This window comes from Shewanella sp. 10N.286.54.B9, from assembly GCF_041468565.1.
In the GTDB taxonomy this organism is placed as follows: domain Bacteria; phylum Pseudomonadota; class Gammaproteobacteria; order Enterobacterales; family Shewanellaceae; genus Shewanella.
This window is the reverse complement of record NZ_JBFRIY010000014.1, coordinates 69,224-94,256: the sequence shown is the minus strand read 5'-3', so window position 1 is coordinate 94,256 and position 25,033 is coordinate 69,224. Positions and strand designations below refer to the sequence as shown.

At 42.3% G+C, this 25,033-nt stretch carries 20 protein-coding genes and 1 other RNA gene; 7 read left to right on the top strand and 14 right to left on the bottom strand.

Annotation, left to right across the window (positions count from 1 at the left end):
• Nucleotides 1–2: 2 nt before the first annotated feature.
• From AB4135_RS04455 to AB4135_RS04420, 8 genes are all read right to left on the bottom strand, one after another.
• Nucleotides 3–623, bottom strand: coding sequence for an energy transducer TonB (locus AB4135_RS04455; protein ID WP_371990656.1), 621 nt, complete (start codon nucleotides 621–623; stop codon nucleotides 3–5).
• Nucleotide 624: 1 nt separating this feature from the next.
• Nucleotides 625–1,029 carry a biopolymer transporter ExbD gene (locus tag AB4135_RS04450; RefSeq protein ID WP_020913264.1) on the bottom strand — a complete coding sequence of 135 codons (405 nt, stop codon included), beginning with the start codon at nucleotides 1,027–1,029 and terminating at the stop codon, nucleotides 625–627.
• Nucleotides 1,030–1,042: 13 nt separating this feature from the next.
• A complete protein-coding gene (locus AB4135_RS04445) occupies nucleotides 1,043–1,567 on the bottom strand; it encodes a MotA/TolQ/ExbB proton channel family protein (protein ID WP_371990654.1) in 525 nt (174 codons plus the stop codon).
• A complete protein-coding gene (locus AB4135_RS04440) occupies nucleotides 1,567–2,922 on the bottom strand; it encodes a MotA/TolQ/ExbB proton channel family protein (RefSeq protein ID WP_371990652.1) in 1,356 nt (451 codons plus the stop codon). Before AB4135_RS04440 ends, AB4135_RS04445 begins: the two co-directional genes overlap by 1 nt.
• The gene (locus AB4135_RS04435) at nucleotides 2,922–3,704 is read right to left on the bottom strand and encodes a DUF3450 domain-containing protein (protein WP_371990650.1); all 783 of its coding nucleotides are present in this window, start codon (nucleotides 3,702–3,704) and stop codon (nucleotides 2,922–2,924) included. The genes AB4135_RS04440 and AB4135_RS04435 overlap by 1 nt, the downstream gene beginning before the upstream one ends.
• A 942-nt stretch (nucleotides 3,705–4,646) precedes the next feature.
• Nucleotides 4,647–7,496, bottom strand: coding sequence for a TonB-dependent receptor domain-containing protein (locus AB4135_RS04430; RefSeq protein WP_371990649.1), 2,850 nt, complete (start codon nucleotides 7,494–7,496; stop codon nucleotides 4,647–4,649).
• Between the two features lie 975 nt (nucleotides 7,497–8,471).
• Complete coding sequence (locus AB4135_RS04425; RefSeq protein WP_371990647.1) at nucleotides 8,472–9,695, bottom strand: porin; 1,224 nt, start codon at nucleotides 9,693–9,695, stop codon at nucleotides 8,472–8,474.
• A gap of 232 nt (nucleotides 9,696–9,927) precedes the next feature.
• The gene (locus tag AB4135_RS04420; RefSeq protein WP_371990646.1) at nucleotides 9,928–12,306 is read right to left on the bottom strand and encodes a DNA polymerase II; all 2,379 of its coding nucleotides are present in this window, start codon (nucleotides 12,304–12,306) and stop codon (nucleotides 9,928–9,930) included.
• A 101-nt stretch (nucleotides 12,307–12,407) separates the two neighbouring features.
• Here AB4135_RS04420 and dinG point away from each other — a divergent pair, with 101 nt between their 5' ends.
• From dinG to AB4135_RS04390, 6 genes are read left to right on the top strand one after another with little or no spacing between them, the layout of a single operon-like run.
• Nucleotides 12,408–14,480, top strand: a complete 2,073-nt coding sequence (gene dinG, locus AB4135_RS04415) for an ATP-dependent DNA helicase DinG (protein WP_371990716.1) — start codon at nucleotides 12,408–12,410, stop codon at nucleotides 14,478–14,480.
• 8 nt (nucleotides 14,481–14,488) lie between these two features.
• On the top strand, nucleotides 14,489–15,262 hold the full coding sequence (locus tag AB4135_RS04410) for a sulfite exporter TauE/SafE family protein (RefSeq protein ID WP_371990644.1): 774 nt from the start codon (nucleotides 14,489–14,491) through the stop codon (nucleotides 15,260–15,262).
• On the top strand, nucleotides 15,259–15,921 hold the full coding sequence (locus AB4135_RS04405) for a primosomal replication protein (protein WP_371990643.1): 663 nt from the start codon (nucleotides 15,259–15,261) through the stop codon (nucleotides 15,919–15,921). The genes AB4135_RS04410 and AB4135_RS04405 overlap by 4 nt, the downstream gene beginning before the upstream one ends.
• A gap of 9 nt (nucleotides 15,922–15,930) precedes the next feature.
• Nucleotides 15,931–16,644: a DUF2057 domain-containing protein gene (locus tag AB4135_RS04400; protein WP_371990642.1), complete on the top strand. Its 714-nt coding sequence runs from the start codon at nucleotides 15,931–15,933 to the stop codon at nucleotides 16,642–16,644.
• Nucleotides 16,645–16,655: 11 nt separating this feature from the next.
• The gene (locus AB4135_RS04395) at nucleotides 16,656–17,576 is read left to right on the top strand and encodes a histone deacetylase (protein ID WP_371990641.1); all 921 of its coding nucleotides are present in this window, start codon (nucleotides 16,656–16,658) and stop codon (nucleotides 17,574–17,576) included.
• A gap of 42 nt (nucleotides 17,577–17,618) precedes the next feature.
• Nucleotides 17,619–17,885 carry a late competence development ComFB family protein gene (locus AB4135_RS04390; RefSeq protein WP_371990639.1) on the top strand — a complete coding sequence of 89 codons (267 nt, stop codon included), beginning with the start codon at nucleotides 17,619–17,621 and terminating at the stop codon, nucleotides 17,883–17,885.
• A 165-nt stretch (nucleotides 17,886–18,050) separates the two neighbouring features.
• Here the strand turns inward: AB4135_RS04390 and ffs are convergent.
• An RNA gene (ffs, locus tag AB4135_RS04385) (signal recognition particle sRNA small type) lies at nucleotides 18,051–18,147 on the bottom strand.
• A gap of 185 nt (nucleotides 18,148–18,332) precedes the next feature.
• Complete coding sequence (locus AB4135_RS04380) at nucleotides 18,333–18,644, bottom strand: ComEA family DNA-binding protein (RefSeq protein WP_371990637.1); 312 nt, start codon at nucleotides 18,642–18,644, stop codon at nucleotides 18,333–18,335.
• A 386-nt stretch (nucleotides 18,645–19,030) separates the two neighbouring features.
• On the opposite strand from AB4135_RS04380, the gene AB4135_RS04375 reads away from it, so the two are divergent.
• The gene (locus AB4135_RS04375; RefSeq protein ID WP_371990636.1) at nucleotides 19,031–20,425 is read left to right on the top strand and encodes a DASS family sodium-coupled anion symporter; all 1,395 of its coding nucleotides are present in this window, start codon (nucleotides 19,031–19,033) and stop codon (nucleotides 20,423–20,425) included.
• Between the two features lie 106 nt (nucleotides 20,426–20,531).
• On the opposite strand, the gene AB4135_RS04370 is transcribed toward AB4135_RS04375, so the two are convergent.
• The 4 genes from AB4135_RS04370 to pspC form a co-directional block, all read right to left on the bottom strand.
• Nucleotides 20,532–21,710 (bottom strand): PLP-dependent aspartate aminotransferase family protein, encoded by a 1,179-nt coding sequence (locus AB4135_RS04370; protein WP_371990634.1) that lies wholly within the window; start codon nucleotides 21,708–21,710, stop codon nucleotides 20,532–20,534.
• Between the two features lie 312 nt (nucleotides 21,711–22,022).
• Nucleotides 22,023–23,123 (bottom strand): TIGR01620 family protein, encoded by a 1,101-nt coding sequence (locus AB4135_RS04365; RefSeq protein WP_371990632.1) that lies wholly within the window; start codon nucleotides 23,121–23,123, stop codon nucleotides 22,023–22,025.
• Nucleotides 23,120–24,565, bottom strand: a complete 1,446-nt coding sequence (locus AB4135_RS04360) for a YcjX family protein (protein WP_371990630.1) — start codon at nucleotides 24,563–24,565, stop codon at nucleotides 23,120–23,122. The genes AB4135_RS04365 and AB4135_RS04360 overlap by 4 nt, the downstream gene beginning before the upstream one ends.
• Before the next feature lie 67 nt (nucleotides 24,566–24,632).
• Complete coding sequence (gene pspC / locus AB4135_RS04355; protein ID WP_371990628.1) at nucleotides 24,633–25,028, bottom strand: envelope stress response membrane protein PspC; 396 nt, start codon at nucleotides 25,026–25,028, stop codon at nucleotides 24,633–24,635.
• Nucleotides 25,029–25,033 lie beyond the last annotated feature (5 nt).

The window sequence follows — 25,033 nt, the reverse complement described above, 5'->3', positions numbered from 1 at the left end:
AATTATCTGCCTCCTTTATCTAAAGTGAAATCAAGTTGTACAGTCTGACCTGGTACCCTTTGCGCTTTACCATCGATAATTCTAGGCTTGTACTTCCACTTTTTCAGTGCGCGACGAGCTTCTTTATCAAAGATACGCTTTGGTTGAGCTTTAATGACTTTTACATCTTCAACGCCACCCAGTTCGTTAATGGTAAAGCTTAGCTGTACCCAGCCTTCTTTACCATCTCGTGCTGCTGCAATTGGATACTGAGGTTCAATTCGCACGATAGGCGTAGCATCGCCATCACGTGTCATCATATTACCCAGTTTAAATCCAGTGTTAGCTCCGCCAGCATCCACTCCACCCATGTTAAATGACATATTTGTATCTATGTCAGATGAACTATCTGGTGGCGTAGTATCCGGCTTTGGCGGCTGCTCTGGGGGCGTAGGCGGTTTAGGCTTAACCCTTGGCTTTTTCTGCGCTGATGCATCATCTTTGTTCATGGTGATTTCAATGACAGGTGTTTCTGTCGAGGAATCGTGGCGGGTTGGACCGCCACCTACCAAAAATGCCATGAAGACAAACAAAGCAAAAGTCACAGCACCACCAACAATGAATGATACTATTCCTCTCAGCATATTATTCGTTCCCCGCCGATACAGATATCTTATCGATACCCGCAGCTTTAACGTTATCCAGAACCTTAACCACTAAACCATGTTTAGCTTCTTGGTCTGCTTGAATTAATACTGCAGCCTCAGGCGCTTCTGCAAGCATACGTTCTACGTTTGCAGTTACACGCTCGATATCAACTTGACGGTTTTCCATCATGATGACACCAGTCTTGCTCACACCAATAAAGATGTTAGCTGAAGGCTTCTTAGTCGCTTGTGATGCTTCAGGCTTGTTATAGTCAAGGCCTGATGGCTTTACAAACGAGGTTGTTACAATAAAGAAGATCAGCATGATAAACACGATGTCGAGCATCGGTGTCATATCAATCTCAGCTTCTTCGTCTACGCTTGAATGCTTTCTACGTGCCATGTTCAATCTCTCTCTAGTGGTGAGGCATGCTGTCTTTTAGCTTTGCTAAACTGATTTTCATTTTTGCATCAAGGCGAGTACTGAAGAATACTCCCGATAATGCTGCAACCATTCCCGCCATTGTCGGCATGGTTGCCATTGAAATACCAGCTGCCATCATACGAGCATTACTCGTCCCATGAACTGCCATCACATCGAATACTGAAATCATACCGGTTACGGTACCTAGTAGACCTATCATAGGACAGATTGCTACTAGCGTTTTGATTAACAGCATACGTGCGGTTAAATCTTGCTTCGCTTGGGATACCCAAGCTTCACGGATGCGGTGAGCATACCAAGAGGTTGAATCCTCTCGTGCTTCCCATGCGCTAATGATTGCTTTGTGCTCTTTTGGTGATACCCAATTTAGATACCAGTAGCGTTCAAGCATCAATACCCACATGACAAACAATACAGCCGCAACCAGCCAGAGGACGTCGCCCCCGGAGGCCATGAAGCCCCTGACGGAATCCCAGATATCCATCAGGAATAACATTAGGCTTTCCTCTTCTCAGCGTGAGTAGCAACAATGCCCGCACTTTGCTCTTCTAGAACTTGTACGATTGACTTGCTACGTGCGATAACTACTGCATGCATAAGCATAAGTGGTAGAGCAGCAACAAGACCTTGTACCGTTGTCATAAGCGCCATAGAGATACCACCAGCCATTAGCTTAGGATCACCCGTACCAAACAACTGAATACTTTGGAAGGTTGCAATCATACCGGTTACAGTACCTAGTAGACCCATCATAGGTGCGATAGCCGCTAGAACCTTAATGATAGAGATACGAGTTTCAAGCGCAGGCGTTTCTTTTAGAATTGCTTCGTCAAGTTTTAGCTCTAGCGTTTCAACATCAACATCTTTGTTGTCTTGGTAAGCTTTAAGTACACGACCTAATGCGTTGTTACCAGGGTTTTCAACATTCTTACGTTGTGCGTTCACTTTAGCGCCAACAACACCAAGAGTAACTAAACGCTCGATAGAGATTAGAGCACCAAGAACAAGTAGACCGATAATGATGTAACCAATTGTTCCACCCGCTTCGATACGCTCTTCGATTGTTGCTTTCTGCGTAAAGATATTCAGTAGAACACCTTTAACAGGGTCAATATAAAGCTTAGCAGTGCCTGAAGTCGTTGCTTCAAACTTAGCTACTGGGCTTACTTGGTAACCGTCAGGTTGCTGTGATAGCTCCTGAACTAGGCCTAGGTCAGCGTTATAAACAACGTACTTACCATCAGCAAGTAGGTTGAAAGGACCAACACGAGTAATTGTTGTGTTAGTAACACTACCGTCGATGCCTGTTACTGAACCGTCAAACTTAACAACTTTTCCAGATTCAGCCATTTCAAACAGCTGCTCTTCCCAGAAACGCTCTAGTTCGTCAATTTTAGGCAATTGCTTACGAGCACCAAGGTCAGCAATAAATACGTCACGACCAGGGTACTGTGCAGAGATGTTTGAGCCGCCTAGCTTACCAGCGAAATCACCTGCATCACCTTTAACAACACCGAACATCTCACCCAAGTCACCTTGAGCTGTTTTCAAATCTTCTTCTAACTGGCCAATTTTACGCTCATTGTCCAAGAAAGCTTGGTTTAAGTCTTTACCGCGTTGACGCTCTGCAGCTAAAGCATTTTTCTCACGCTTTAACAGTGCAGCTTTATCACCACGCTCGTTTTTGAACTCTTGCTCACGCTTTGCGTTAGTCTTAGATGCATTCGCACGGTCAACTTTAACTTGGTTAAGTAGTTGATCGATTGTTTTTGGTGCATCAGCAGCACTAGCAAAACCTGCAGTTAATGTCAGGCTCGCAGCAACGATTGCTGTAGTAATTAACTTCTTCATTATTGTGCAGCCTCCGCAGCAGGAATTGGTAACGAGAATAGATCCGGAGCACCCTGTTTACGTGCAATTCGGATACCTTTAGTCAGTTCACGCAGATAGCTATCATCTAATGCGTCCCAACCTTTTGTTTCATCGTTATACATCCAAGCTGACTTACCGTCTAAGCTTTGTGCATATAGAGCGACACGGCCTAGGTTGAAGAAGTCAACAAGCACTTCTTTACCATCAAGCTCTAGCTGACCCGTTTTAACTGCTACGAAACTACCGTACTCACGCTCAATTGAGTATGCATCTAGAATTAGACGATACTTTTCAGCAAGTGTAACTTCAGCGCTATTAAGAAGGTTCTTAAGATTTTGAACACGCTCTACACGTGTTTCAGTGTTAAATGGCAGATCAAGAGCAACAAACTGCTCTAACGCATCAACCATCTTAAACATCAATGGCACAACGCCTTGACGTAATGCATCAACACCGTTGATGTCATCTTGAATAGATTTCATGGTAGCTTCTTGGTCTGCAACCAAGCCAGCTACATAGTCGTTATAAGATTTTAGTGACTCACGCTCGTCAGCAACTGAACCATACTCGAACAACATGTCCTGAGCTTGGTCAAAATACTTATCAACTTTCTTCTGAGATGTCGCTGCTTCAGCGTGAATTTTACTGTCTGCTTTCTGAACATCAGAAAGAGGATCAGCCATCACTAGGTTACTGCCTGCTAGGGCTAGCGCGCCAATTAGCGCTGTAGCGATCTTTGTTTTATTACTTACCTTGGACATAGTTCCCAACCAATTTGAAGTGATTAAAAAAGCTTTAACTTATCGACAACAGGGTGCGTACGCTTATTCTGCTTTAGTTCCCAGTGCCTAAGCTCGTCTTTCTATTGTGATTGTTAATTATTATCTTCCCTTTTCTACACCTTCGAGGATGTAGACCCGCTGGCATCATTTCACAAAATGTTGACCTGTGTCAACATTTGGAATCAGCTAAAACTGTTGAAAAGAAAGCTTACAGGATATAAAACAAGCAAAAGGGGTGTTTTATACCTATTTAGTTACTTAAGCTAGCATTATGTTTAGCTATAAGTCGATAAAGACAACACCTATCACACTGAAAAATAGAGTTAAATAAAAAAATCGCCAACCAGTATTGAATTTAACATTTTCGCAACCTAAAGCTGGTATTACCATGAATGGTTTTCTTAACGATGAAAGTGTACTGCTGACAAGTTACCCACTTTTACTCGCGGAAGTTTTATAAAATTAGGACTGAGATAATAAATAGGCTTGTTTTTTACGATGAGCATTCAATTCAAGTGATACGTTTCCATCAAAGGCAAAACAAAGAATCTATGACTAGATTCCCGCTCATACCATATAACTTTCCTCTGGTTACAGCATCCGCAGACTTTTCCTAGGATGGTTGTTAATGCCCACATTGTGCTAACAACGACGAGCCAACTTAATTGCTACATGATCTATTTAAATGGAGTGTAAACATTCACTTTCTTTTCCAAAATGGAAGCCATTTGCAATTCAATTAAAAAAGCAATGCTGCAACTTCTCTTTCTGCAAAGCAAAAACTTATATTTTGTTGCCATCTAGCCAGAGACTAACCTTCAGACACTATTCAGGAAAAAGCCGAACAACAGATGAAAAAAAACCGCCAATCTTTAGATTGGCGGTTTATATTATTAAAGCTTATTTTATATAATTATCGATTTAGAACTTCTGGTTAATTCGAACAAACCAGCTACGTCCGAACAAACGGTACGTACTTTCATCTGTACTACCATTAAAGGCAGGTTCAATGTAAGGAGGTAGTTCATCTGTAATGTTAGTTACACCAACACTTAGCTTAGTACCAAAATCGAAATTGTATGCAACAGTTACATCGTGATAAACAAATGAATCAACCTTGTAAACATGATTTCCTTTATCAAGATCTGTTGGGTCATTTGGAGTTGTTCCCCAGTAAGTTAACTCTTCATACTCTAGACCTGAGATATAGTTCATGTTGTAGTTAACTGACAAATCTTCCCACGTGTAACCAGCAGTAAAGTTAAGCTTATCTGTTGCATAGCTAGTATCATTATCGAATCGACCATTAAGGTCTTCCATTTCAAATGTATTAGTTGATGCATTGTAAACTTGGTTTTCACGCTCAAGGAAGTGAGTCCAAGATAGGTTAAAGGCGAAATCACCCGCTAATGCTTCTAGAGCGTAATTAGCTTCGATATCTAAACCTTTTGCAGTCATACGACTAAGGTTAGTTGATTTCTCTGAAATGTAAGATAGCTCGCCGTTAGTACGCTCAATATTATCACAAAGTGCTGCAACACCACCTAAATAACAACCATTTAGCGAGTCGCCAGCGCTGATTGAATCAATAACATCATCTAATTCAATAGCCCAGTAATCTACAGTAAGACCTAAACCGTCAACAAAGTTTGGTGAATAAGCAACACCGACAGTAAATGTATCACCTTCTTCTGGTTGTAGAAGAGGGTTACCACCAACCTGAGCTAGCTGTTGTGCATCATTGTTTCCGCTACCGCCTGATGGTACGCCATCAGCCATACAGTTACCTTGTTGAGTACCGTCTAGGTTGCCCCAGTTACCAGAACCACATGGGTCAATTGCACTTGGGAATGAATCTGACTCAGGAGCGTATAGAGAGCTAATACCAGGAGCTCTAAATACTGTACCGTAAGTACTACGGAATAGTAGACCGTCGATAATTCCCCACTCAAGACCTAATTGGTAAGTCGTTGCAGCATCAAACGCATCGAAATCATCCCAACGAACACCAGCTTTAACGTCTAAACGCTCAACACCTGGTAGTTCAGCTAATACAGGGATTACGAACTCACCGAATAGACTGTTAACTTCTAGAGAACCCGATGTGCCTTTACCTTTGTTACCAGTAACTTCACCCATGAACTTACCAGAATCATTAACAGCATTTAGCTCTTCTTTACGGTATTCGTAACCTACGCCACCAGAAATAGTGCCTGCTGGAGCTTCGATTAAGTCACCACCAACGAACGCCGTAACAGTTTGAAGCGTGTAAGTTGAAGAGTCAATTAGAGGCGCTGATACATAATCAAGCATATCTTGTGTAATTGAACCAGGACCACCAAACACATTCATTGATACACAATCTGCGATTGGGGCATCAGCGGTACCACATACGATATTGCCATCAGCATCTTTAAAAGATGGCCCCATCGCTTTAGACAGGTTTGGACCGTATAGCTGACCAAAGTCAGTCGAAGCTGTTGAACTATGACCATAGTTATAGTTTACGTCGTAATAATAGCTCTCACCAATATCACCTTCAAAACCGATAACTTGCTGGAAACGTGTAACATCTTGTTCAAAGCTACGTCCGCCTTCAAGCATACGACGACGTGAACGCAGAACGTCTTCACCAAATGGGTTATAGTAGTTGTCACGAGATACGCCATTAAATGAAGTGCCGTCTGGAGTCGTTCCTGAATATGCAGGATCATAACGAGTATCATATGGAACTGCTGCTAACTCTTGACGAGACTTACGATGGTTAAGACGAGTTTCAGAATAAACCGAAACATTTTCATTAAAATCAAAGTGACCTTCTGCGAAAAAGTTTAGTTTTTCGTAAGGCGTCTGCATGTAGTTTACAGGGTTGTAGTTATAAGTATCTGCATCAGTAAAATCACGGAAGTCACCAAGTTCAGCAATACCACCGTCACACTTACCGTTAGTCTGGTTTGGACCTGATGCAAGATAATATTGACCACAAGGCGTAGAACCACTACCTAGGAAATATGCGTTAGAATCAGGGCCTTCACCAATCAGGCCATTTTGCCAGAAAGACAGTTCATCAGCTTCACCAAAGATAACCCATGGGTTGTTCAAGAAATCAACGTCACTGTCACCTTGGTAAACAGGATCTTGTTTCACGTAGTCAACACCAACAGTGAAGTGACCATCCTCAAATGCTTTACCTGCAACTAAACTAAAGCTGTTCTGTTTATTTGTATCAACATCAAAAGAATTACTTGTCTGGAATGTAGCTTCAATCCCTTCAAAATCACGACGAGTAATAATGTTCACAACACCAGCTACGGCATCAGCACCGTAAGTAGCTGAAGCACCGTCTTTAAGAACCTCAATACGCTCAATCATTGAACTAGGAATAGATTGGAAGTCCGAAGATACAGGACGGCGACCGTTAACTAGTACCAATGTACGAGATGAACCCAAACCACGAAGTTCTACGAATGTACCACCATTACCGCCATTGTTAGTAGTGGTCATAGCAGGAGAACCTGACATCACGGCACTATTTTGAAGGAACTGACCAACATCTTGGATACCTTGAACAGCCATTTGCTCAGCTGTGATTGTGGTCATTGGCGATGCCGACTCTAGGTCAGTACGCTTAATACGCGAACCTGTTACTTCGATACGCTCTACAGTATCTTCTTCCGCTGCGAATGCTGCTGGAGCAGTAAAAGCAGCCGTCATAGCACCACTAACTAGTGCGATACGCACTGAATTAGCTAGTAAGTTATTCTTATACATTGTAAATCTCCCTGGACTTTCTTTTATTGTTTTATACAAACAGACCAAATTATTAACAAAAAGTTACACTCAGCCTTATTTGCACACAAATAAAAACACAACCGAAACATTTTTACAACAAAGCTCTCAATGTCACGCAAAGGTTGTAACTTTAAAGTTGCATTCATGCGTTTATACTAAATAAGGGGAACAGCCTGAGCCGCTAATGCTGACTAAACATAAAGGTAAAACTAAAAGGCTGGTGTTAGATAATTAACATCAACAAAAGTACAGAACACTTCTTCCCTGCGCAAAACGTTAAGCCTAAGCGACTGTAAAATAACGAATAAAAAACCACAAAAAAGAAGTCGAAAGTTGTACCTTATGCAAATTAAGTGATAAAAAATAATAGTGAAGTTCGATAGGAAATATGAAAAACAACGTAAAAGTCAGTGACACATACAGTCAATATTTGTTTATTCCCTCCTATAAATAACCTCCTCTTTTTCGAGCTAACACCCCATACGTAAACATATTGTTACGGATTAGTGTTCACTTTCCAAAAACAATAAACAGAAATAAGTCACTGTAAATAAAGAAGTAAACCTTCCAGCACTCAATCCAAGATAAAAAAATACATTTTTTTATCTAAAACGTACTAGCTGCCCAAAAATCAAGCAGCGAACAGCCATGTTACAAGCTTGTCACTCTTCTAAATATAATTCGAAACGAAAACCAGGGCATGCCTATCAATCGCCTTCTATAGATTTAGCACGTTAGTCACTTATGGTTAAAGTAGAGAGGCTTCTGTCAGGTTAGAAGCTGCACGGATAGAGGTAATGTGTGGCTAAAGCGGTTCAAGTTGCAGTATGCATTCAATGATTGATTAACAATCAGAATTTTAAGATTACCCTTCTTTACAACCTCGAATTGAAGGTAACAAAAAAGCCAGTAACATAAGTTACTGGCTTTTAAAATTGAAACTGTCGTTAAGCGTTACAGCGTGTAACGAATACCAATTGCGATACCGTCGTCTTCTGAGATTTCCATCGCAGCTTGTTGCTTTTTATCTGCGCTAGTGAAGTCACTAAAGTCTTTACGGCCTTCTAGGTAAAGCACAGTGTTTGAATCCCAAACATAGTGAACACCTGCAACTGCGAACTGGCGTTTAAACACATCACCATTGTATGCGGCTTCATACTCGTCACCGGCATCTAAAATGTTGTAAGAAACGAAGGTACGGATACCGTTATCAAACTTGTATGAAAACAGTGATTCTACACCCCAAGCTTCTGGAAGCATGCGACCTAGGTTATCTGTATCATGGAACTCTTGCTTGTTAACGTTTGCAGCGCCGTAGAAGCCTGCGCCGTCCCAGTTGCCCCAAGTGATACCAGCACCATAAATAGAATCTGTTTCAGTGAAACGCTGGCCTGCTGATGTTGTAGCTTCAAACTCACCTAAGTTGAAACCAGCGGTAAGTGTTAGCTTGTCAGTAACGTTATAAGTTGCCGCACCACCGTAGGTGTAGTTGTATTCAACTTTTGTTACAGCATCAGTAGTATTGGTGCCAATCGCTTTAACAGCCATAAAGTTAGCCGTTGGCAAAATAGGAGAAGAACCATCTTGTTCTTCATCTACATCGAAACTGTCCTGCTTTAGCTGTGCCTGTAGCGCAAAGCTGAAATCACCAAAAGCGTTACGGTATTGAACAGTCTTATCGCCACGACCAGTACCATTTACTGCACCGTCAGCTTTGTTATAAGTGTATGTACCAGAAGCATTACCATCCCACACGAAACCATAGTTGGTGTTGTAAACAACATCGTACCATGCGCCCCACTGCTTACCGATAGTGATAGAACCATAAGTATCGTGGCTTAGACCAACATAACCTAAACGGTTATTTAGAAAATCGCTGCTTTGTGATTCAAAGTTACTTTCACTGCTATAAGCAATTGAACTGTTACCGAATGGGTTTACGCCCCATTCTAGTTTGGTGTAGGCCTTCCAACCGTCGCTCATTTCACGAGTAAAACCGAAGTTAATGCGTGAAGCGCCGTTTACGACTTGAGTATCACCCTGAGTGTTAATGATTCGAGCATCAATGAAGCCGCCAATTTCAACTGCGTTTTTACTGTCTTTATAGATTTCGATTGCTGATGCTGTTGGTACAAAGATCACTGCGGCCAAAGCCGATGCTACTAAAGTCTTTTTCATGTAATGCCTAACCTTTAATTATGTTCAGTCTGCTTCATCAATATTTAGTCCATTCCGTTGTTTTCTTTCTATCCTAATTGCAAACGAGGTTAGCAAAAGATTAGCAATCACTCAAAGACGAACATCACATAAATAGCTATGTTTTGCACTAAATTAACTAGTGAAACCACAACCCACAAAGGATTAAACCATCTGTTAACATTTAAACAGCAGACCATTAATAGCTATTAATCTAAATTAACGTCATTTGATTTGATGTCACTTGACTGAAACTTTTATTCATTATTGAAAGTATTGGCTCGGCAATAGGTCCTAATTGACGATTAATGTAATAATCGAAATCAATCGGTGATGTCTGATATGAGACAGGTTCAGCACCAGAAACTGTCATTACATATTCGATTCGAGCTCCTCTTTTAGTCACACTCTCATCGTTAGTTGCATCAAACAATAATTTAGCCGCTTTTAGGTGTGGCGAAGACTTGGCTGTATAGTCTTCGAGATTACGTCTTAGGTTTTTTACGAAAATAAGTTCCTCGCGATAGGCTCCACGATTTAGAGCCTCAATGGTGGACTTAATGTAGCCCTCCACATCTTGGTGGTTAAATAAACGTTCATACAGCTCATATTGCACGCGACGAGCTAAGGGGGACCAGTCACTTCTAACTTGCTCCATCCCTTTAAAAATCAACTCCTTCTCACCCTCTTTGGTTAGTTTAGTACCAACGTAGCGTTTTTTAGAACCTTCGGCAGAGCCTCGAAGTGTTGGCATAAAAAACTGTTCAAAATGAGTTTCAAACTCCAACTCGAGAAAACTCTCTAGCTTAAAGTCTTCGGTTAATTTTTGCCGCCATAGCTGATTAACTTGTGACGCTAAATGTTTACCCGTCGCTTGCACCTTTTTGTCGTCAAAGTCATTTCCCAACCACACAAATGTTGAATCGGTATCGCCATAAATCACCTCAAAGCCCGCCTCTTCTATCCAGCTACGCGTTTGTTTCATTATTTCATGACCACGCATAGTTATGGAGCTTGCAAGCTTGGCATCATGAAATACACAGCCACGAGAGCCAAGTACCCCATATAACGAATTCATGATAATTTTAATCGCTTGCGATAAAGGCGCATTATGGTTGGCTTTAGCCTGCTCTCTTTGCTCAGAAAGGTGTTTAATCAACTGCGGTAATATAGGGGTTTTACGACTAAAACGGGCACCTAAATAACCTGGTACTGTTTCTGCCAGCTCTGCAGATTCAACGAGCCCTTTAGGGTCGATAAGGAATGTTCGAATAATTGACGGGTAAAGACTCTTAAAATCTAACACCAAGATATGCTTATACAGTCCAGGCACAGAGTCCATCACATAACCGCCAGGGCTTTCAATCCCATCACTTGCAGGAGAACTTGGCGCAACATAGCCACTGCGATGCAAATGCGGTAAGTAGAGGTTCATGAATGCAGCCACAGAAGCTCCAACTCTGCCAAGTTCCAAGCCGGTTAGCTTGGCTCTCTCGATAGCAAAATCAAACAACTGCGTTTTTTCAAATATGTCCCATACCAATCGGCTGTCTGTTAAGTTGTAATGCGCTAAGGCTGGCTTATCATTTGCAAAGAGTTCATTGATTTCATCCATTCTATTGCCAACATTGTCGATAGCTTTCCCTTCATCCAATAAGGCCCGAGATACAAACTCCAGCGAATAGCGATCAAACTGATAAAAAGCAGCTTTTAGCCAATCAAATCCATCCAGCACAACTCGCCCATAAAGAGACAGCGTCTCTGGTCGATACTTATCTTCAACTTTCCAAGATAAATTTTGCTTATTACGTCCAATCGCCAGTGCAATGCCATGATGTTTAGCGCGGCGATATAACAGAGCTAAGTCAAATGTCACGACTGACCAGCCTATAATGATGTCTGGATCGTATTCGTTAAACCACGCTATCAATTCATGGATCAATGCGACTTCATTGTTAACCCACTGAATGTAGCTAATCTCAACCTCTTGAGGCTCACCTATCATTATCACTTTCTCAAAAATCACACCACTTTCCGTCTGGCCATATAAACCGACGGAATAGAGTTCACCAGAAAAACTACATTCAAAATCAAGCGAGATGGCTTTAAGAGGCTGTACGAGCTCTGTTGGTCTCGCTTTTTTAGCGATAAAGCGTGGTTCGACGCCATGAGCGGCTTGCAAATAATGGCCACTAAATTCAACATCTAAGGCTATAAAGCGCTCGATGAGAAATCGATGTTCAGCCTTGATATCACTTTCAAATAACTCAATAGCTTGGTCCTTAGCTACACGAATTAAGTGACGCAGTTGCCTTATATCATTGCAATAAAGCGCAGTAACTTGTTCCAGTTGAAAATTTTTTAACGGCAAGCGTTTGCTGCGGATATTAGTCAGCTCTCTATGCTGGTAAATTAGCCCTTCATCTGTGGTACGAATAAAGCAAACATGCTCTTGCTCTGGGACTTCAACGATGACAGGACCCGATGCAGTTGCAACTACATATTCTAAACTTAACCCCATTTTATGCTGATTGACATGACGAGTTAGCACACGACCTTTTATTATCTGCAACGCACTGGAAGTTGGATTCATGGCTATATACTCAATTAAATTCACGAATAATCACATAACTCTTCTTAGGCTATGTAATCACTGTTATTATGTACAGCATTATTTACTGGACCAGTGCATTCATGTTATCGGCAGACGTTAAAACCCAGATCCGTACTATATATAAAGGCATCGCTTCCTCTTTGCCTAACTTTCGCTCTCGGCGAGAACAGAACTATATCGTCGCGGAGATCTCGAAAACACTTGCGGGTGAGTACGACAAGCAACGCCGAATAATCGTAGTTGAAGCTGGTACCGGTATTGGTAAGTCATTAGCATACATACTAGGGACCATTCCCCTGGCATTAGCCAGCAAGAAAAAAGTCTGTATAGCAACGGCAACGGTGGCACTGCAAGAGCAGCTGCTTCACAAAGACCTCCCCTTTTTCCTGCAGCATTCAGGTTTAGACTTTACCTTTGGCTTAGTTAAAGGGCGTCAGCGCTATGTGTGTTTATCAAAGCTTGAGATGCTGGTCGGCTCAGACAACAGTAACCAAATGGCAATGTGGCAATCTAAGCCCGATCAAAGCCAGGTTGATATGCTCGAAGGCTTACTTAAAGATTATAAAGAGTCCCGCTGGAATGGTGAGCGCGACACACTGACTAAACCACTGCCTGATCATCTATGGCAGCAAATAGCTTGTGATAAACACAGCTGTCACAAACAGCTTGCCAGCCATAGAAACTGCCCATTTCATAAAGCCCGTGAAGATCTCGACACTTGGGATGTGCTTATTGCTAACCACAGCTTATTGTTTGCAGATTTAGAACTTGGCGGCGGCGTTATTTTGCCCGATCCTGAAGATCTCTATTATGTTATTGATGAAGCACATCATCTGCCCATCGTTGCTCGTGACTTTAGTAGTGCACAAGCCACTATTCGAGGCGCTACTGATTGGCTGGAGAAACTAACCAAAACGACTTCAAAGCTGCAAAACCAGATTAAGAGCAATTATATTATTGCTCCCGCTCAAGCAATGCTTGACCATATTGGTGATATCAGTGGTTTACTTAACCAGGTCGCTCATTTTTGTGACGCTCAAGCTAAACAGTTTGATAACCCTGAAAGTCGCTTTCGTTTCGAACACGGCAAACTGCCACCCGCTCTACTTATTCTCGCAGAAAACTTAGCCACGGCCTCTAATGTTGCGCTTAAACAGTTTAACAAAATGCTCGCCCTGCTAAATGAAGCGATTAAAGATGGCGATATCCCTAAACATCAATCAGAAGCGTTACTGTCAGAAACCGGCTTTATGCTGCAGCGTATCGAGAACTTACAAAAGCTGTGGAAGATGATGGCCAAACAAGATAATCCAAAAGGTGCACCAATGGCTCGCTGGATAGAACAGCTGACTGGTAAACAATCGGATTATTTATTCAGTGCTTCACCGATTGAAGTCGGTTTTATGCTTGAGAACTTACTTTGGGATAAAGCTGCCGGGGTTGTGCTGTGTAGCGCAACACTGAGAGCACTAAACAATTTTAACCATTTTACTCATCAAGTCGGTTTATCCATTAATGATGGTAGTCGATATTTGGCTCTCGACTCTCCGTTTGATTTTGAACAAAATGCCACACTGTTCTTGCCGCAAATGGATACCGAGCCGACCCATGATAACTATACCGATGAACTGGCAAAACAGATTATCGCGCTTGTTGAAGATGAGATGGCAAGTCTAGTGCTGTTTGCATCTTATTGGCAGATGGAGAAAGTTGCAGATCTGGTCGAGAATAAAATTAAAACAAGCTTACTCATTCAAGGCACCTTGCCACGGCAAGAGATCTTAAAGCAGCACAAAGCGCTTTGTGATGACTCGAAACCGAGTATCATCTTTGGTACTGGCAGTTTTTCAGAGGGACTCGATCTACCCGGAGATTATTTAACAAACCTCATTATTACAAAGCTGCCTTTTGCTGTACCGACCTCCCCTGTAGAGCAAGCTCATTCAGAATATATTAAAATAAAAGGTGGAAACCCCTTTTTGCAACTCACAATCCCAGATGCTTCGCGCAAACTAGTACAGAGTTGTGGTAGATTACTCCGAAAAGAACAGGATTACGGTCGAATTTCTATTTTGGATAGACGCTTGGTGACCAAGCGCTATGGAAAATCCCTATTAGATGCCCTACCTCCTTTTCGACGTGTTATTGAATAGGACAACGATTGGACTTAATACTAGACCCAAGTAGCTGGGCTTTACTGGCATTGATAGGGTTAATAGCAGGATTTATCGACGCTGTTGCTGGCGGCGGTGGGCTGTTATCAATACCGGCTTTGCTTACCATGGGGGTACCTCCTCACATGGCGCTGGCTACTAATAAGCTAGCAGCTTGCTTTGGCTCTTCGATGGCCGCCTACACTTATTATAAGCAACGGCTATTCTCACCAAGCTTGTGGTACCACACATTTATAGCCACCTTTATTGGCGCAGTTATTGGTACATTTATTGTGTCGATTATCGATAACCAATGGCTAGAAAAATGGTTACCGCTAATTATTATCGCTATCGCTATTTATACGCTTTTTCAGCCCAACGCCATGGGATGTAAAAATTGTGAAATTCCAGTGAAACCCAAAAGTAAGTTGAAGCAGTGGCTACAAGGACTACCACTTGGATTCTACGATGGTTTTGCTGGGCCCGGTATCGGCGCATTTTGGACGGTCACCAGTACTGGGATGCATAAGTTACCATTACTTTATAGCTTAGGGCTTGCTCGAGCGATGACTTTTACCAGTAATTTCACCTCGCTGATTATATTTTTGCTCATGGGTCAGGTAAATTTAGCCATAGGGTTAGCCATGGGCATTTGCATGATGATAGGCTCATACATAGGCGCGCATTCTGCCATAAAATTCGGTTTACCTTTCATTAGACCAATTTTTGTCACCATGATTTTACTGATTGCAGCTCAGTTAGCTTGGAGTGCTTGGGCATGAACATCAATGAACTTATTAATAAGCTCAAGCAGCAATTAAAGCAGCTAGAGCAAGATGTATTACAACATGATGCAGCCCTACCGCCCGGGCAGCGTAAATTGATGCAAGATGTAGAACGTTTTAATAATGAGCTTTTTATCCAGGAAGGCGCGCAGCTCAAGCCTTGCATCGATCAGCTATCAAGAAATATAAACCAACTACAACAGCTTCTTATCGCTAAACGCTCACACTACACCATAATTTCAAGCTGTGAGAAAATACAAGATAGATTTAGCGCTGTGCGCCGAGCACTAACGACAACCAATATCAACATTAAGTCATTAGAGCAGCAGAAACGTACCCGACGCGCACATGCCATTAAGCGGGGAGCGAAAGCACACCAGCAAAGTGGCTTCAGCTGGATAGCTTCAAATGTAATGCAAAATAGCCATCAACTTTATGAAGAACTTAACAAACATTTGAACTGGGCTAAAATTATTGAACAAAAAATTGAAAATTTGCAATTTTCTCTTGAAAACTGTCATAGTGCTGACAAAATCAAGCTACAGAATGAGATCCTTGCTCAACATTCACGTTTGGGCAAATGTCGACAAGCTACTAGTTATATTGAAGATCGCATCCAACTTTTCGAGCGACCTTTCAAAAGCCAAAATCGTTAAGGAGCAACAATGAAACCGCTACTACCCATCACCGCTATTCTCGCTTTATGTGGTTCCTCTGCAGCATTTGCTGCAAATTTGAATATTCCGATGGCATTTGAGTATATTGCGCTTGATGGAAAAGAAGTTGAAACCAGTTTGTTTAACCACAAATCTGAACTTGAACTCGATAACGGCACCCACAAAATTGCCATTCGCTACAACGATCTTGTCGAAGATGATTTCAGTGACAGCGAGACAAATATTAAATCCTCCCCCTTTGTCATCACCCTTAAAGTTGACGGCGATTATGAGTATCATATGAAACCAGCTGACGGTGATTTCGTGAAACACCCAGCTAAGTTTGCTAAATCACCTCAAGTGGTTATTACTCGTAAAGATAATGGCACTGTAAACTATCAAGTCACTCAGACTAATATCACTGAAGAATCTTTTGTCTCTCGTCTATTTAGCGGCAACTCCGCTACAGATGTCGATGTCGAAGCGGCCGTAGCAACTGGCGCAGCAGTCGGTGTAGCATCTTCAGCGCCGACAGCCCCTGTTAGTAAAGCTTCACCTGCCGTTGCAGCAACAGCGGTTACAGCAACGGCTGCTACAGCGAATAAAACTGTCACTACGGCAGATGATGCAGCAAAAGCAGAGCAGATGTTACAGTACTGGTGGCTTCATGCAGATGACAAAACACGAAAGGAATTTATGAGTTGGGCAATCAAACAGCTTTAACCCATTAAAGCATGTTACCGCTGATCTATCACGCCAGCTATTCTAAGCTGGCGTTACCTTCCAAACATCGCTTTCCTGCAACTAAGTACCATTATTTATACCAGTATTTATTACAGCAAGGTATTGCACAGCCATCGCAATTTTTCGCAGCAGAAGCGGTCACACAACAGGCATTATCTGATATTCACTGCGCCAACTACGTCAGTCATTTTATAAATGGCACACTTGATACTAAATCGATGCGGCGTATAGGATTCCCTTGGAGTGAGTCACTCGTAGAAAGAACCCTGCGCTCTGTCGCAGGGACAGAATTGACCTGCCAAAAAGCCATAGATCATGGTTGTGCTATCCATTTAAGCGGAGGTTACCATCACGCACATCATCAATTTGGCAGCGGCTTTTGTATTTTCAATGATTTAACCTATGCTGCTCAGCAAGCATTAAAGCTACCAGATATAGACAAGGTCCTCATTTTTGACTGTGATGTACATCAGGGCGATGGCACCGCTACAACCGCTGCCGCTTTTGATAACATCATCACCTGCTCCATACATTGCCAACATAATTTTCCTGCTCGTAAGCAACAATCAGATTACGACATAGAACTTCCTCGTGGTACTGCCGATAAACATTACTTAGAAACTGTAAGTCAGACTCTTAGCTACCTTGTTCGCCTGCATCAACCCGATCTCATTATTTACGATGCAGGTGTTGATATTCATATTGATGACAACCTTGGCTACCTTAATATTAGCACTGAAGGTATTTATGCCCGCGATAAGTCCGTGATACAGCAAGCATATTCAACCAAAATACCCATTGCTTGTGTGATTGGAGGGGGATACAGTAATGAACAAGACCTACTGAATATTCGACACAGCCAACTATTTTTAGCCGCTAATTCAGTTTTAGCCAATAACCTCCAAAAATAGTGTAATTAATTGGAGAAGCAGAGATAACTCTGGGAGAAGTATATGCAATTAGACATAAGAAATTACTACGAAGTTCTGTTACTTGAGATGCTTTCAGACGAAGGATTGTTAGATGAATTACCTGCGGATTACCTTGCGGATCTATGCTGTATTACACTGAATAAATTACCGACTCGATATATTCGACACTTGGTTGACACCTACTTTTTTGAAGATTATGCAGAGTTAACCAAAATGAAATCTGAAATCCATAAAGCGTTAGAAGAATCTAGAGCATTTTTAAAGGAAAATCAGAAAAAAGAGGGCTAAACAACAAAGGGAGGCTTCATAGTGTAGAGGTTTCCCTAACACCTAGCGTCAGACAATAGAGTTAAAAGTAACATGAAACACTGCTATTACGGCATTGAACGCCAATAATCTAATTTTGACAATACACTAAGGTTTTTAACAAGAAACGAGAAGAGTTTGGAGGTTTCCCTAGAGCCACACCCCGGCACATGAGTTACTTGCTGCGGTTGCTCCCTTCCAGGCCTGGCCGAGTTCACAAGTTATCATTGCGGGGGGACCCTAGGGTCACCACTGATTTCGTTGAAAGCAGTTGCTCTCAAGAACGGCAGCATTATCTACCATGAATCGAATCCAAGCAAGTCCTTATCGAGTTTCAGTTGCTACTTTTGGTTCAATCGCTGCTTCTATAGACAAAAGCCCTCAATAGAAGGCTTATTTACACTTAAATAGCAGCTTAAAGCGATATAGCTACAAACTCAAAATGGCCTTGTTTTGCTCTATCAGCTTATTGCCTATACCTTTTACATTAGATAGATCATTGATAGAACCAAACTTACCGTGTGTCTTTCTGTAATCGACGATAGCTTTCGCTTTTGAATCACCGACACCTTTCAACGTTGATAACTGGGCAGCACTGGCAGAGTTGATACTAATAATCTGAGCACTCTTTTGAGTAGATGTTTTACTAGTATCAGCGGCAACTTGGTCAACAGCTGCTTGTGCTGATGAAAATGACATAAGGCTGGTAAGTAATAAAGCGGGTATTAATTTCTTATTCATTGACTGTATCCTTGTATGTTCCATAAATGAGTAACCTTATTCCGACTCCTTGGCTACGCAGCAAAATGTAGATCACCCCCACGAAATACGCCATAAACCGACCAACATCTCACGCAAAAGTTTTACGCGACGATCAAGATCACAAAACAGCCTTACGGATAAACTTTCAATAACTCTAAATAAGTATTCAAATCTATTCGGTTTGACGGGAAAATTTGTAAGTTGCAAACACCTGATACGGCCTTAGCTCAAACTTAACCACTAAACGTGCTTCGTATCACCTCAACTGAGCTTCAGTTTTGTCAGATAATAACAACATGAGCGATTTTGAAGTTAATCACGACTGCACTAGAGTGTTTCAACCGACAATAATAATGGACTGACAAATGTCTTTAGACTCTACCGAAGCACCTAATCAGATCAGTAACAGCATTACTGCTCAGCAGAAAAAGTTAATAATACTTGCCGCAGATATCGTATTGCTTTTCTTGATGTATAATTTTCTCCCTTTTGAACAGGGAGTTAATACTGGACTCGCATTACTGACTTTTGCCGCCATATTGTGGCTTACTGAAGCAATACACATCAGTATTACCGCAATTATGATCCCTATACTCGCGGTGCTCTTTGGCGTGTTTGAAACCCAAGCTGCCATGAGTCATTTTGCCAATCCCATCATCTATCTTTTCTTTGGTGGGTTTGTATTGGCTGCAGCCTTGAATCACCAAGGCATTGACCGACTGATTGCCCAGAAAGTACTCATGGCATCTAAAGGCCGGTTATCGGTAGCCTGTGTTATGTTATTTGGGATCACTGCGCTACTGTCGATGTGGATAAGCAACACTGCTACTACCGCAATGATGCTGCCCCTTGCACTTGGGATCTTACATCAGATAGATATAACCAAACATAAGAGCACCTATCTGTTCTTACTCCTCGGTATTGCTTATTCTGCAAATATTGGTGGTATTGGAACACTAGTGGGTAGTCCGCCTAATGCCATTGCTGCCGCTCAAGTCGGTTTATCTTTTAGCGATTGGCTAGAGTTCGGCTTAATCACTGTAGCAATCATGTTGCCACTGATGTTAGTGGGTCTTTACTTATATTTAAAACCCGACCTGTCAATGGTTTGTGAAGTAAAAGCCGAAAAGCAATCACTGACTTTCCAAGGAAAATTAACACTACTTATTTTTGTCACCACAGTCTGTTGTTGGATATTTAGTAAACCGCTATCACAGGCATTAGGCGGCATCTCTAAATTTGATACGGTAGTAGCGCTGAGCGCAGTTGTGACTCTTGCGGGACTTGGGTTAGTGCAATGGAAAAAAATTGAGTCTACGACCGATTGGGGCGTGTTAATTCTATTTGGTGGCGGCCTCACCTTAAGTGCTGTACTTAAAGCAACTGGGACGAGTGTATTTTTAGCCCATTGGGTTACCGATATATTTGGCAATGCTCACATGGCACTATTCATTTTTGCTGTAATCGCATTTGTTGTCATGCTGACTGAGTTTGCCAGCAATACCGCCAGTGCTGCACTTTTAGTTCCAGTGTTTGCCGCCATTGCAGAAGCACTTGGGTTATCACCTGTGATGTTGTCAGTCCTCATCGGTATTGCTGCTTCTTGTGCATTTATGCTGCCCGTTGCCACACCGCCAAACGCCATCGTTTATGGCTCAGGCTACATTAAACAATCCGAGATGATGCGTGCCGGCGTTATAATTAACTTCATCAGTATGTTTGCGCTTTATATTATTGCGCACACTTTCTGGAATATTTAAGGCGACTTCACTCAAACAAAGGATTGAGTATAGTCAATCCATAACATAAGTTAAGCCACTGTAAGTAAACACTTACAGTGGCTTAATCGCTTGAAGTGATAGTATATTACAATGCAGCTAACCCCTTATCTAGCGCGGTGATGATATCTTCGACGGCTTCCAACCCGATGGAAATCCGTAACAAATTATCCGTTATTCCAGCTTTCTCTCGCTCTTCGGGGCTATAAGGTGAGTGTGTCATCGACGCGGGGTGTTGGATCAGCGACTCAGCATCGCCTAAACTCACGGCGATAGAAAACAGATCCAACTGATTGATAAATCTTATTGATGCTTGCAGATCTGCCTTCAACTCAAAGGCTATTACGCCACCAGCTCGTTTCATTTGATGGCCAAGGAGTACATTACCACTGTGACTTTTTAGCCCTGGATAGTAAACCTTGGAAACTTTACTATGCCCCTGCAAAAACTCAGCAACACGTTCAGCGCTATCACAATGGCGTTGTAGCCTTACATCGAGGGTTTTAAGTCCGCGTAGGATGAGCCAAGCATCATGGGGAGAGATAACCCCACCAATATCTTTTAGTACCTCATACTTAATCACATCCATCTGTTCTCGGCTTGAACAAACCACTCCAGCAATTACATCGCCATGCCCGTTGAGGTACTTAGTTGCACTATGGATAACAATATCAATACCGTGTTTTATTGGTTGTTGCAGCAACGGAGTCATAAAAGTGTTATCAACCACGCTAACCAGCTTATACGCCTTTGCAATACGGGCAATAGCATCAAGATTGAACACCTTTAGGTGGGGGTTAACCGGTGTTTCACAAAACAGAACTTTGCTATTGGGTTTAATCGCCGCTTCTATTTCATCGAGACGACTAAAATCAACCAAACTCACCTCAATGCCAAACTTGGCAAGTTGAGAGTTCATTAACGCAAATGTACAGCCATAGACGGCATTTGATGCAATCAGGTGATCGCCTTTCTGTAAATTTGCTAATAAGGCAGCTGAAACTGCCGCCATTCCCGATGCGGTCGCCGCAGCACAATCACTGCCCTCTAGCGCAGCGATTCTACGTTCTAGCTCAGCGGTAGTAGGATTCCCTAAGCGAGTATAAATAAAGCCAGGTTCCTCCCCGGCAAATCTTGCCCCGCCCTGTTCTGCACTATCAAACACAAAAGTTGCACTTTGGCATAAAGGTGTCACTAGGGCACCGTGTTCATTAGGTATATGCCCAGCATGAATAACCTGGGTTGCTTGCTGCCATTTGTCTTGCATTTTGATCTCCCACTCAATGCTTGTTGAGCAGATGCCATTTAATAGTTGTTGTTTGCATCTGCTTGGAGCCAACCAAATCAATAGGAAACAATTAGAACTGCATAGCTGGCTGCGAAGTCGCTCATTCAATCAGGCCAATAATAGCTGATCATATTGAGCTCAAATTACACGCGTTTTGAATAATTACCTTGGACTAGTCCAAGGTAATTAAAAACTATTGAGTGAAGATTAATATCTTGTGGCTTGTAAAAGATATGTTACGTGAGGATGCTAAGTGTCTATTTATAAGGTGCTGCAGTCTGTTAACGCTCGCTATCTATCTTCAACCTCTTGCTTTTCTTTCTTTGCAGTTTTACTCAGAACCACAGAGGTCAGCTCTTTCAAATCCAATAGAAGCTCTTTATGGATCCCATTTAATTTAGGTTTGGTCTGTTCGTTAAATTCAAGTGGTCGACATAGCGCCATAGCTTGATAACCTAGACGTGCGGTCAGCAATCCACCACCCAGTCCTTGTCCTATACGTGCGGACAACTTACCAGACATTTCAACGGACAATAGTTGAGTGCCTAAATCGGTGGCTATTTCACTGGTACCCGCGTAGATAATATTACCAATAATGCCACGAATAAGCTTAATACGGCTCCAATAGCCCAGTTCAATGCCGTAGCATTTAGCGAGTTGGTTAATCATGCTTTGGTTACGCCAAAGGATAATCGCCATATCGAGCACGGCTAAAGGACTCGCCGCCAACAATAGCGCAGATTCTTGTGCAAAACGTCGCACTATTTTTTTGGCCTGTAGATCTCTATCGACCAACACACAAGCTTCAAATAACACCAACTTCTCAGCGTCGTTATGCTCTTCACTCACTTGCTGCAAATAACGTTCACTATGGCCGTTTCTGGGAAGTTGAGCTAATAACTTGTCAATAAATAGATCCGCTTCACCCATCTGCATACTATTAAGCAGTCGCATGCCAGTGGCCTGAGTTTCCTCTACCTTTTTTAATCTTTTTAATTTACGCCATTCAGTAACACTGACTTTTAACGCCCAAGCGACCACCAGTGTTGCCACAACGGCGTACAAAGTAAATAACCAAGAACTTTGCAGAAATGCAGCATATAAACCGAGGCCAGTCTCAACGGTTGCGATGACTAACACCCCAAACAGACAAGCTTTACCTAACCAGCCACGCCTGCTTTTTTTACTTGAAGAAAGGCCATCATTGAGCTGCTCAACACCATCAAAGTGTTCATCTAATTTGGTTTCTAGCGCTTGTTCAGACAGCGTGTCTATTTCGACAAATTCTTCATTGGCTGAAAAGCTAGATGCTGGCGCAATGTCCAATACCGTCTTTTCGTCTACTGAGTCGAATCGCTGTTGTTTTTTAATTGAAATGTTATCTGTATTCACTTTAACTTATCACCAACTAAATACTGCAATACATGATCGAGCCGTATATGCTCAAAGTCCGCCTTACTCCCCTGTTTACCGGTAACCTTTCGCGGTGCAAAGCTGACAAAGTCAAAGCCTTGTTGTTGCCAAAAGTCTGCAGCTGGCAGCGATTTTGGCACTTCGCCTGGAAACAGCGTAACCACTTCACGATTATCAAGATCGATCCCTTTAACAACCTCTACATCACGGCCATTTTGCTTAACCATACCGTGAGTCGTCGACTTAATTGCGCTAATTGCCATCGTCTCGACCTCACAGCCCTCAAACTTGGCATGTTGCTGACTTTGTTGCACTAACTGACTAAGCAAAGATAAAACATTGCCTTGTTGATCGCGGGTAACATGATCAATTTTGCTGGCTGCAAACAATAATTTGTCGATTTTAGGAGAGAATAGACGCTTTAATAAGCTAGATTGACCAAACTGAAAGCTTTCCATCACAGCTTGAAGCGCATTGCTCATATCGTCAAACTGTTGCTTGCCACGATTCAAAGGGGTAAAACAGTCAACTAATACTAACTGTCTATCAAATTTTGCAAAATAGTCATGGTAAAAAGGCTTCACAACGCGAGAGACGTATTCGCCATATCGTTGTTTTAACGTATGGTAAAAGCTATTTGACTCGGTTTTTTCAAGTATAGAGAATTGCTCAGTGCTGACATTTATCAATGGGAAAAGTGCCAGTACAGGAGTGCCATCCAGTTCTCCTGGCAGTAACAATCGCCCAGGTTGGGCATAATAAAAACCGTGCTGCTCAACACAATCTAACAATAGCTTTTGATAACAGTCAGTGATTTGTTGTAACTTTGCTTCATCAGCAACGGCCGCTAGTTCGACACTGTTGAGAGCTTCAACAAAGTCGCCAAAGTAGCTTGAACACTCAAATATTGATACTCGCTCAAGTTGCGACTCAGACCACTGTTGAAAGCTCTGCTTTAACATTGGCAAATCAAGCAACCACTCACCAGGGTAATCAACAATATCCAGATACAGTGTGGCTGTATCTGTTAGCTTTGACAGTAACCCTTTCGCAGGGCGATATCGGATTGCGAGTCTAAGTTCGCTGATATTACGGGTTGACTGAGGCCATGACGATGGCTCATTGATAATCGCGCTAACCGCGGCTTCATAGTTAAAACTCGCAATGGTAAGATCAGGTTGTAGCTCACGTTTAACACCATATAGGCGACTATCGCGCGCGACCCGCCATAAAGGTAACTGACTATTCCCCTCTGCGATACCACTGTGCATTAGTTGATTAACCAGCCCAGTGATAAAAGCCGTCTTACCTGCGCCAGCAAGACCCGTTACCGCTAAGCGTAAATGCTTGTCAGTTGTTCGCAGCGCTACCGCTTGGGTATTTTTACCGAGTTTTTTGAGAGAGCGTTTGATACTTGCCATAGGCAGATAAAGAACCTGTTGAGGGTAGTTCTAGGGCAGTATACGGTATATGCTGCCCTGCTTCGAACTATAGGTTGTTGATTTCGTTTTTAAGATCGTAATTATCAGATGTTACGTGGCGCTCTAGTCCCTGTAATCTAAGCTCCAGCGCTCTAAATTGACTGTTCACATCTCTTAACGCCATTTTAGCTGGCTCACCTGATTGCCAAACTTTCTTTTTAACTTCTATCTCTTTATGGCTTGAGCTGTTCTTATCTGTGCCGGGCTTAATATCTAAAATCATCCAAAGCAGCACATAGATAATCAAAACAATGCCAGAACCACCAAGTAAAAAGATAGACGCTGCGAGCACTCTGACTAACCATGTTTCAAAATTGAAGTAATCTGCAATCCCTGCACACACTCCGGCGATTTTACCTGATTGAGGAATTCGATATAAAGTTCTGCTTGTGCCTTCACTCATGTCTA

Excerpts from the sequence above, each read along its gene's own strand:
- AB4135_RS04455 (WP_371990656.1), bottom strand. The coding sequence starts at position 623 with ATGCTGAGAGGAATAGTATCATTCATTGTTGGTGGTGCTGTGACTTTT.
- AB4135_RS04450 (WP_020913264.1), bottom strand. The coding sequence starts at position 1,029 with ATGGCACGTAGAAAGCATTCAAGCGTAGACGAAGAAGCTGAGATTGAT.
- AB4135_RS04445 (WP_371990654.1), bottom strand. The coding sequence starts at position 1,567 with ATGTTATTCCTGATGGATATCTGGGATTCCGTCAGGGGCTTCATGGCC.
- AB4135_RS04440 (WP_371990652.1), bottom strand. The coding sequence starts at position 2,922 with ATGAAGAAGTTAATTACTACAGCAATCGTTGCTGCGAGCCTGACATTA.
- AB4135_RS04435 (WP_371990650.1), bottom strand. The coding sequence starts at position 3,704 with ATGTCCAAGGTAAGTAATAAAACAAAGATCGCTACAGCGCTAATTGGC.
- AB4135_RS04430 (WP_371990649.1), bottom strand. The coding sequence starts at position 7,496 with ATGTATAAGAATAACTTACTAGCTAATTCAGTGCGTATCGCACTAGTT.
- AB4135_RS04425 (WP_371990647.1), bottom strand. The coding sequence starts at position 9,695 with ATGAAAAAGACTTTAGTAGCATCGGCTTTGGCCGCAGTGATCTTTGTA.
- AB4135_RS04420 (WP_371990646.1), bottom strand. The coding sequence starts at position 12,306 with ATGAATCCAACTTCCAGTGCGTTGCAGATAATAAAAGGTCGTGTGCTA.
- dinG (WP_371990716.1), top strand. The coding sequence starts at position 12,408 with ATGTTATCGGCAGACGTTAAAACCCAGATCCGTACTATATATAAAGGC.
- AB4135_RS04405 (WP_371990643.1), top strand. The coding sequence starts at position 15,259 with ATGAACATCAATGAACTTATTAATAAGCTCAAGCAGCAATTAAAGCAG.
- AB4135_RS04400 (WP_371990642.1), top strand. The coding sequence starts at position 15,931 with ATGAAACCGCTACTACCCATCACCGCTATTCTCGCTTTATGTGGTTCC.
- AB4135_RS04395 (WP_371990641.1), top strand. The coding sequence starts at position 16,656 with ATGTTACCGCTGATCTATCACGCCAGCTATTCTAAGCTGGCGTTACCT.
- AB4135_RS04390 (WP_371990639.1), top strand. The coding sequence starts at position 17,619 with ATGCAATTAGACATAAGAAATTACTACGAAGTTCTGTTACTTGAGATG.
- AB4135_RS04380 (WP_371990637.1), bottom strand. The coding sequence starts at position 18,644 with ATGAATAAGAAATTAATACCCGCTTTATTACTTACCAGCCTTATGTCA.
- AB4135_RS04375 (WP_371990636.1), top strand. The coding sequence starts at position 19,031 with ATGTCTTTAGACTCTACCGAAGCACCTAATCAGATCAGTAACAGCATT.
- AB4135_RS04370 (WP_371990634.1), bottom strand. The coding sequence starts at position 21,710 with ATGCAAGACAAATGGCAGCAAGCAACCCAGGTTATTCATGCTGGGCAT.
- AB4135_RS04360 (WP_371990630.1), bottom strand. The coding sequence starts at position 24,565 with ATGGCAAGTATCAAACGCTCTCTCAAAAAACTCGGTAAAAATACCCAA.
- pspC (WP_371990628.1), bottom strand. The coding sequence starts at position 25,028 with ATGAGTGAAGGCACAAGCAGAACTTTATATCGAATTCCTCAATCAGGT.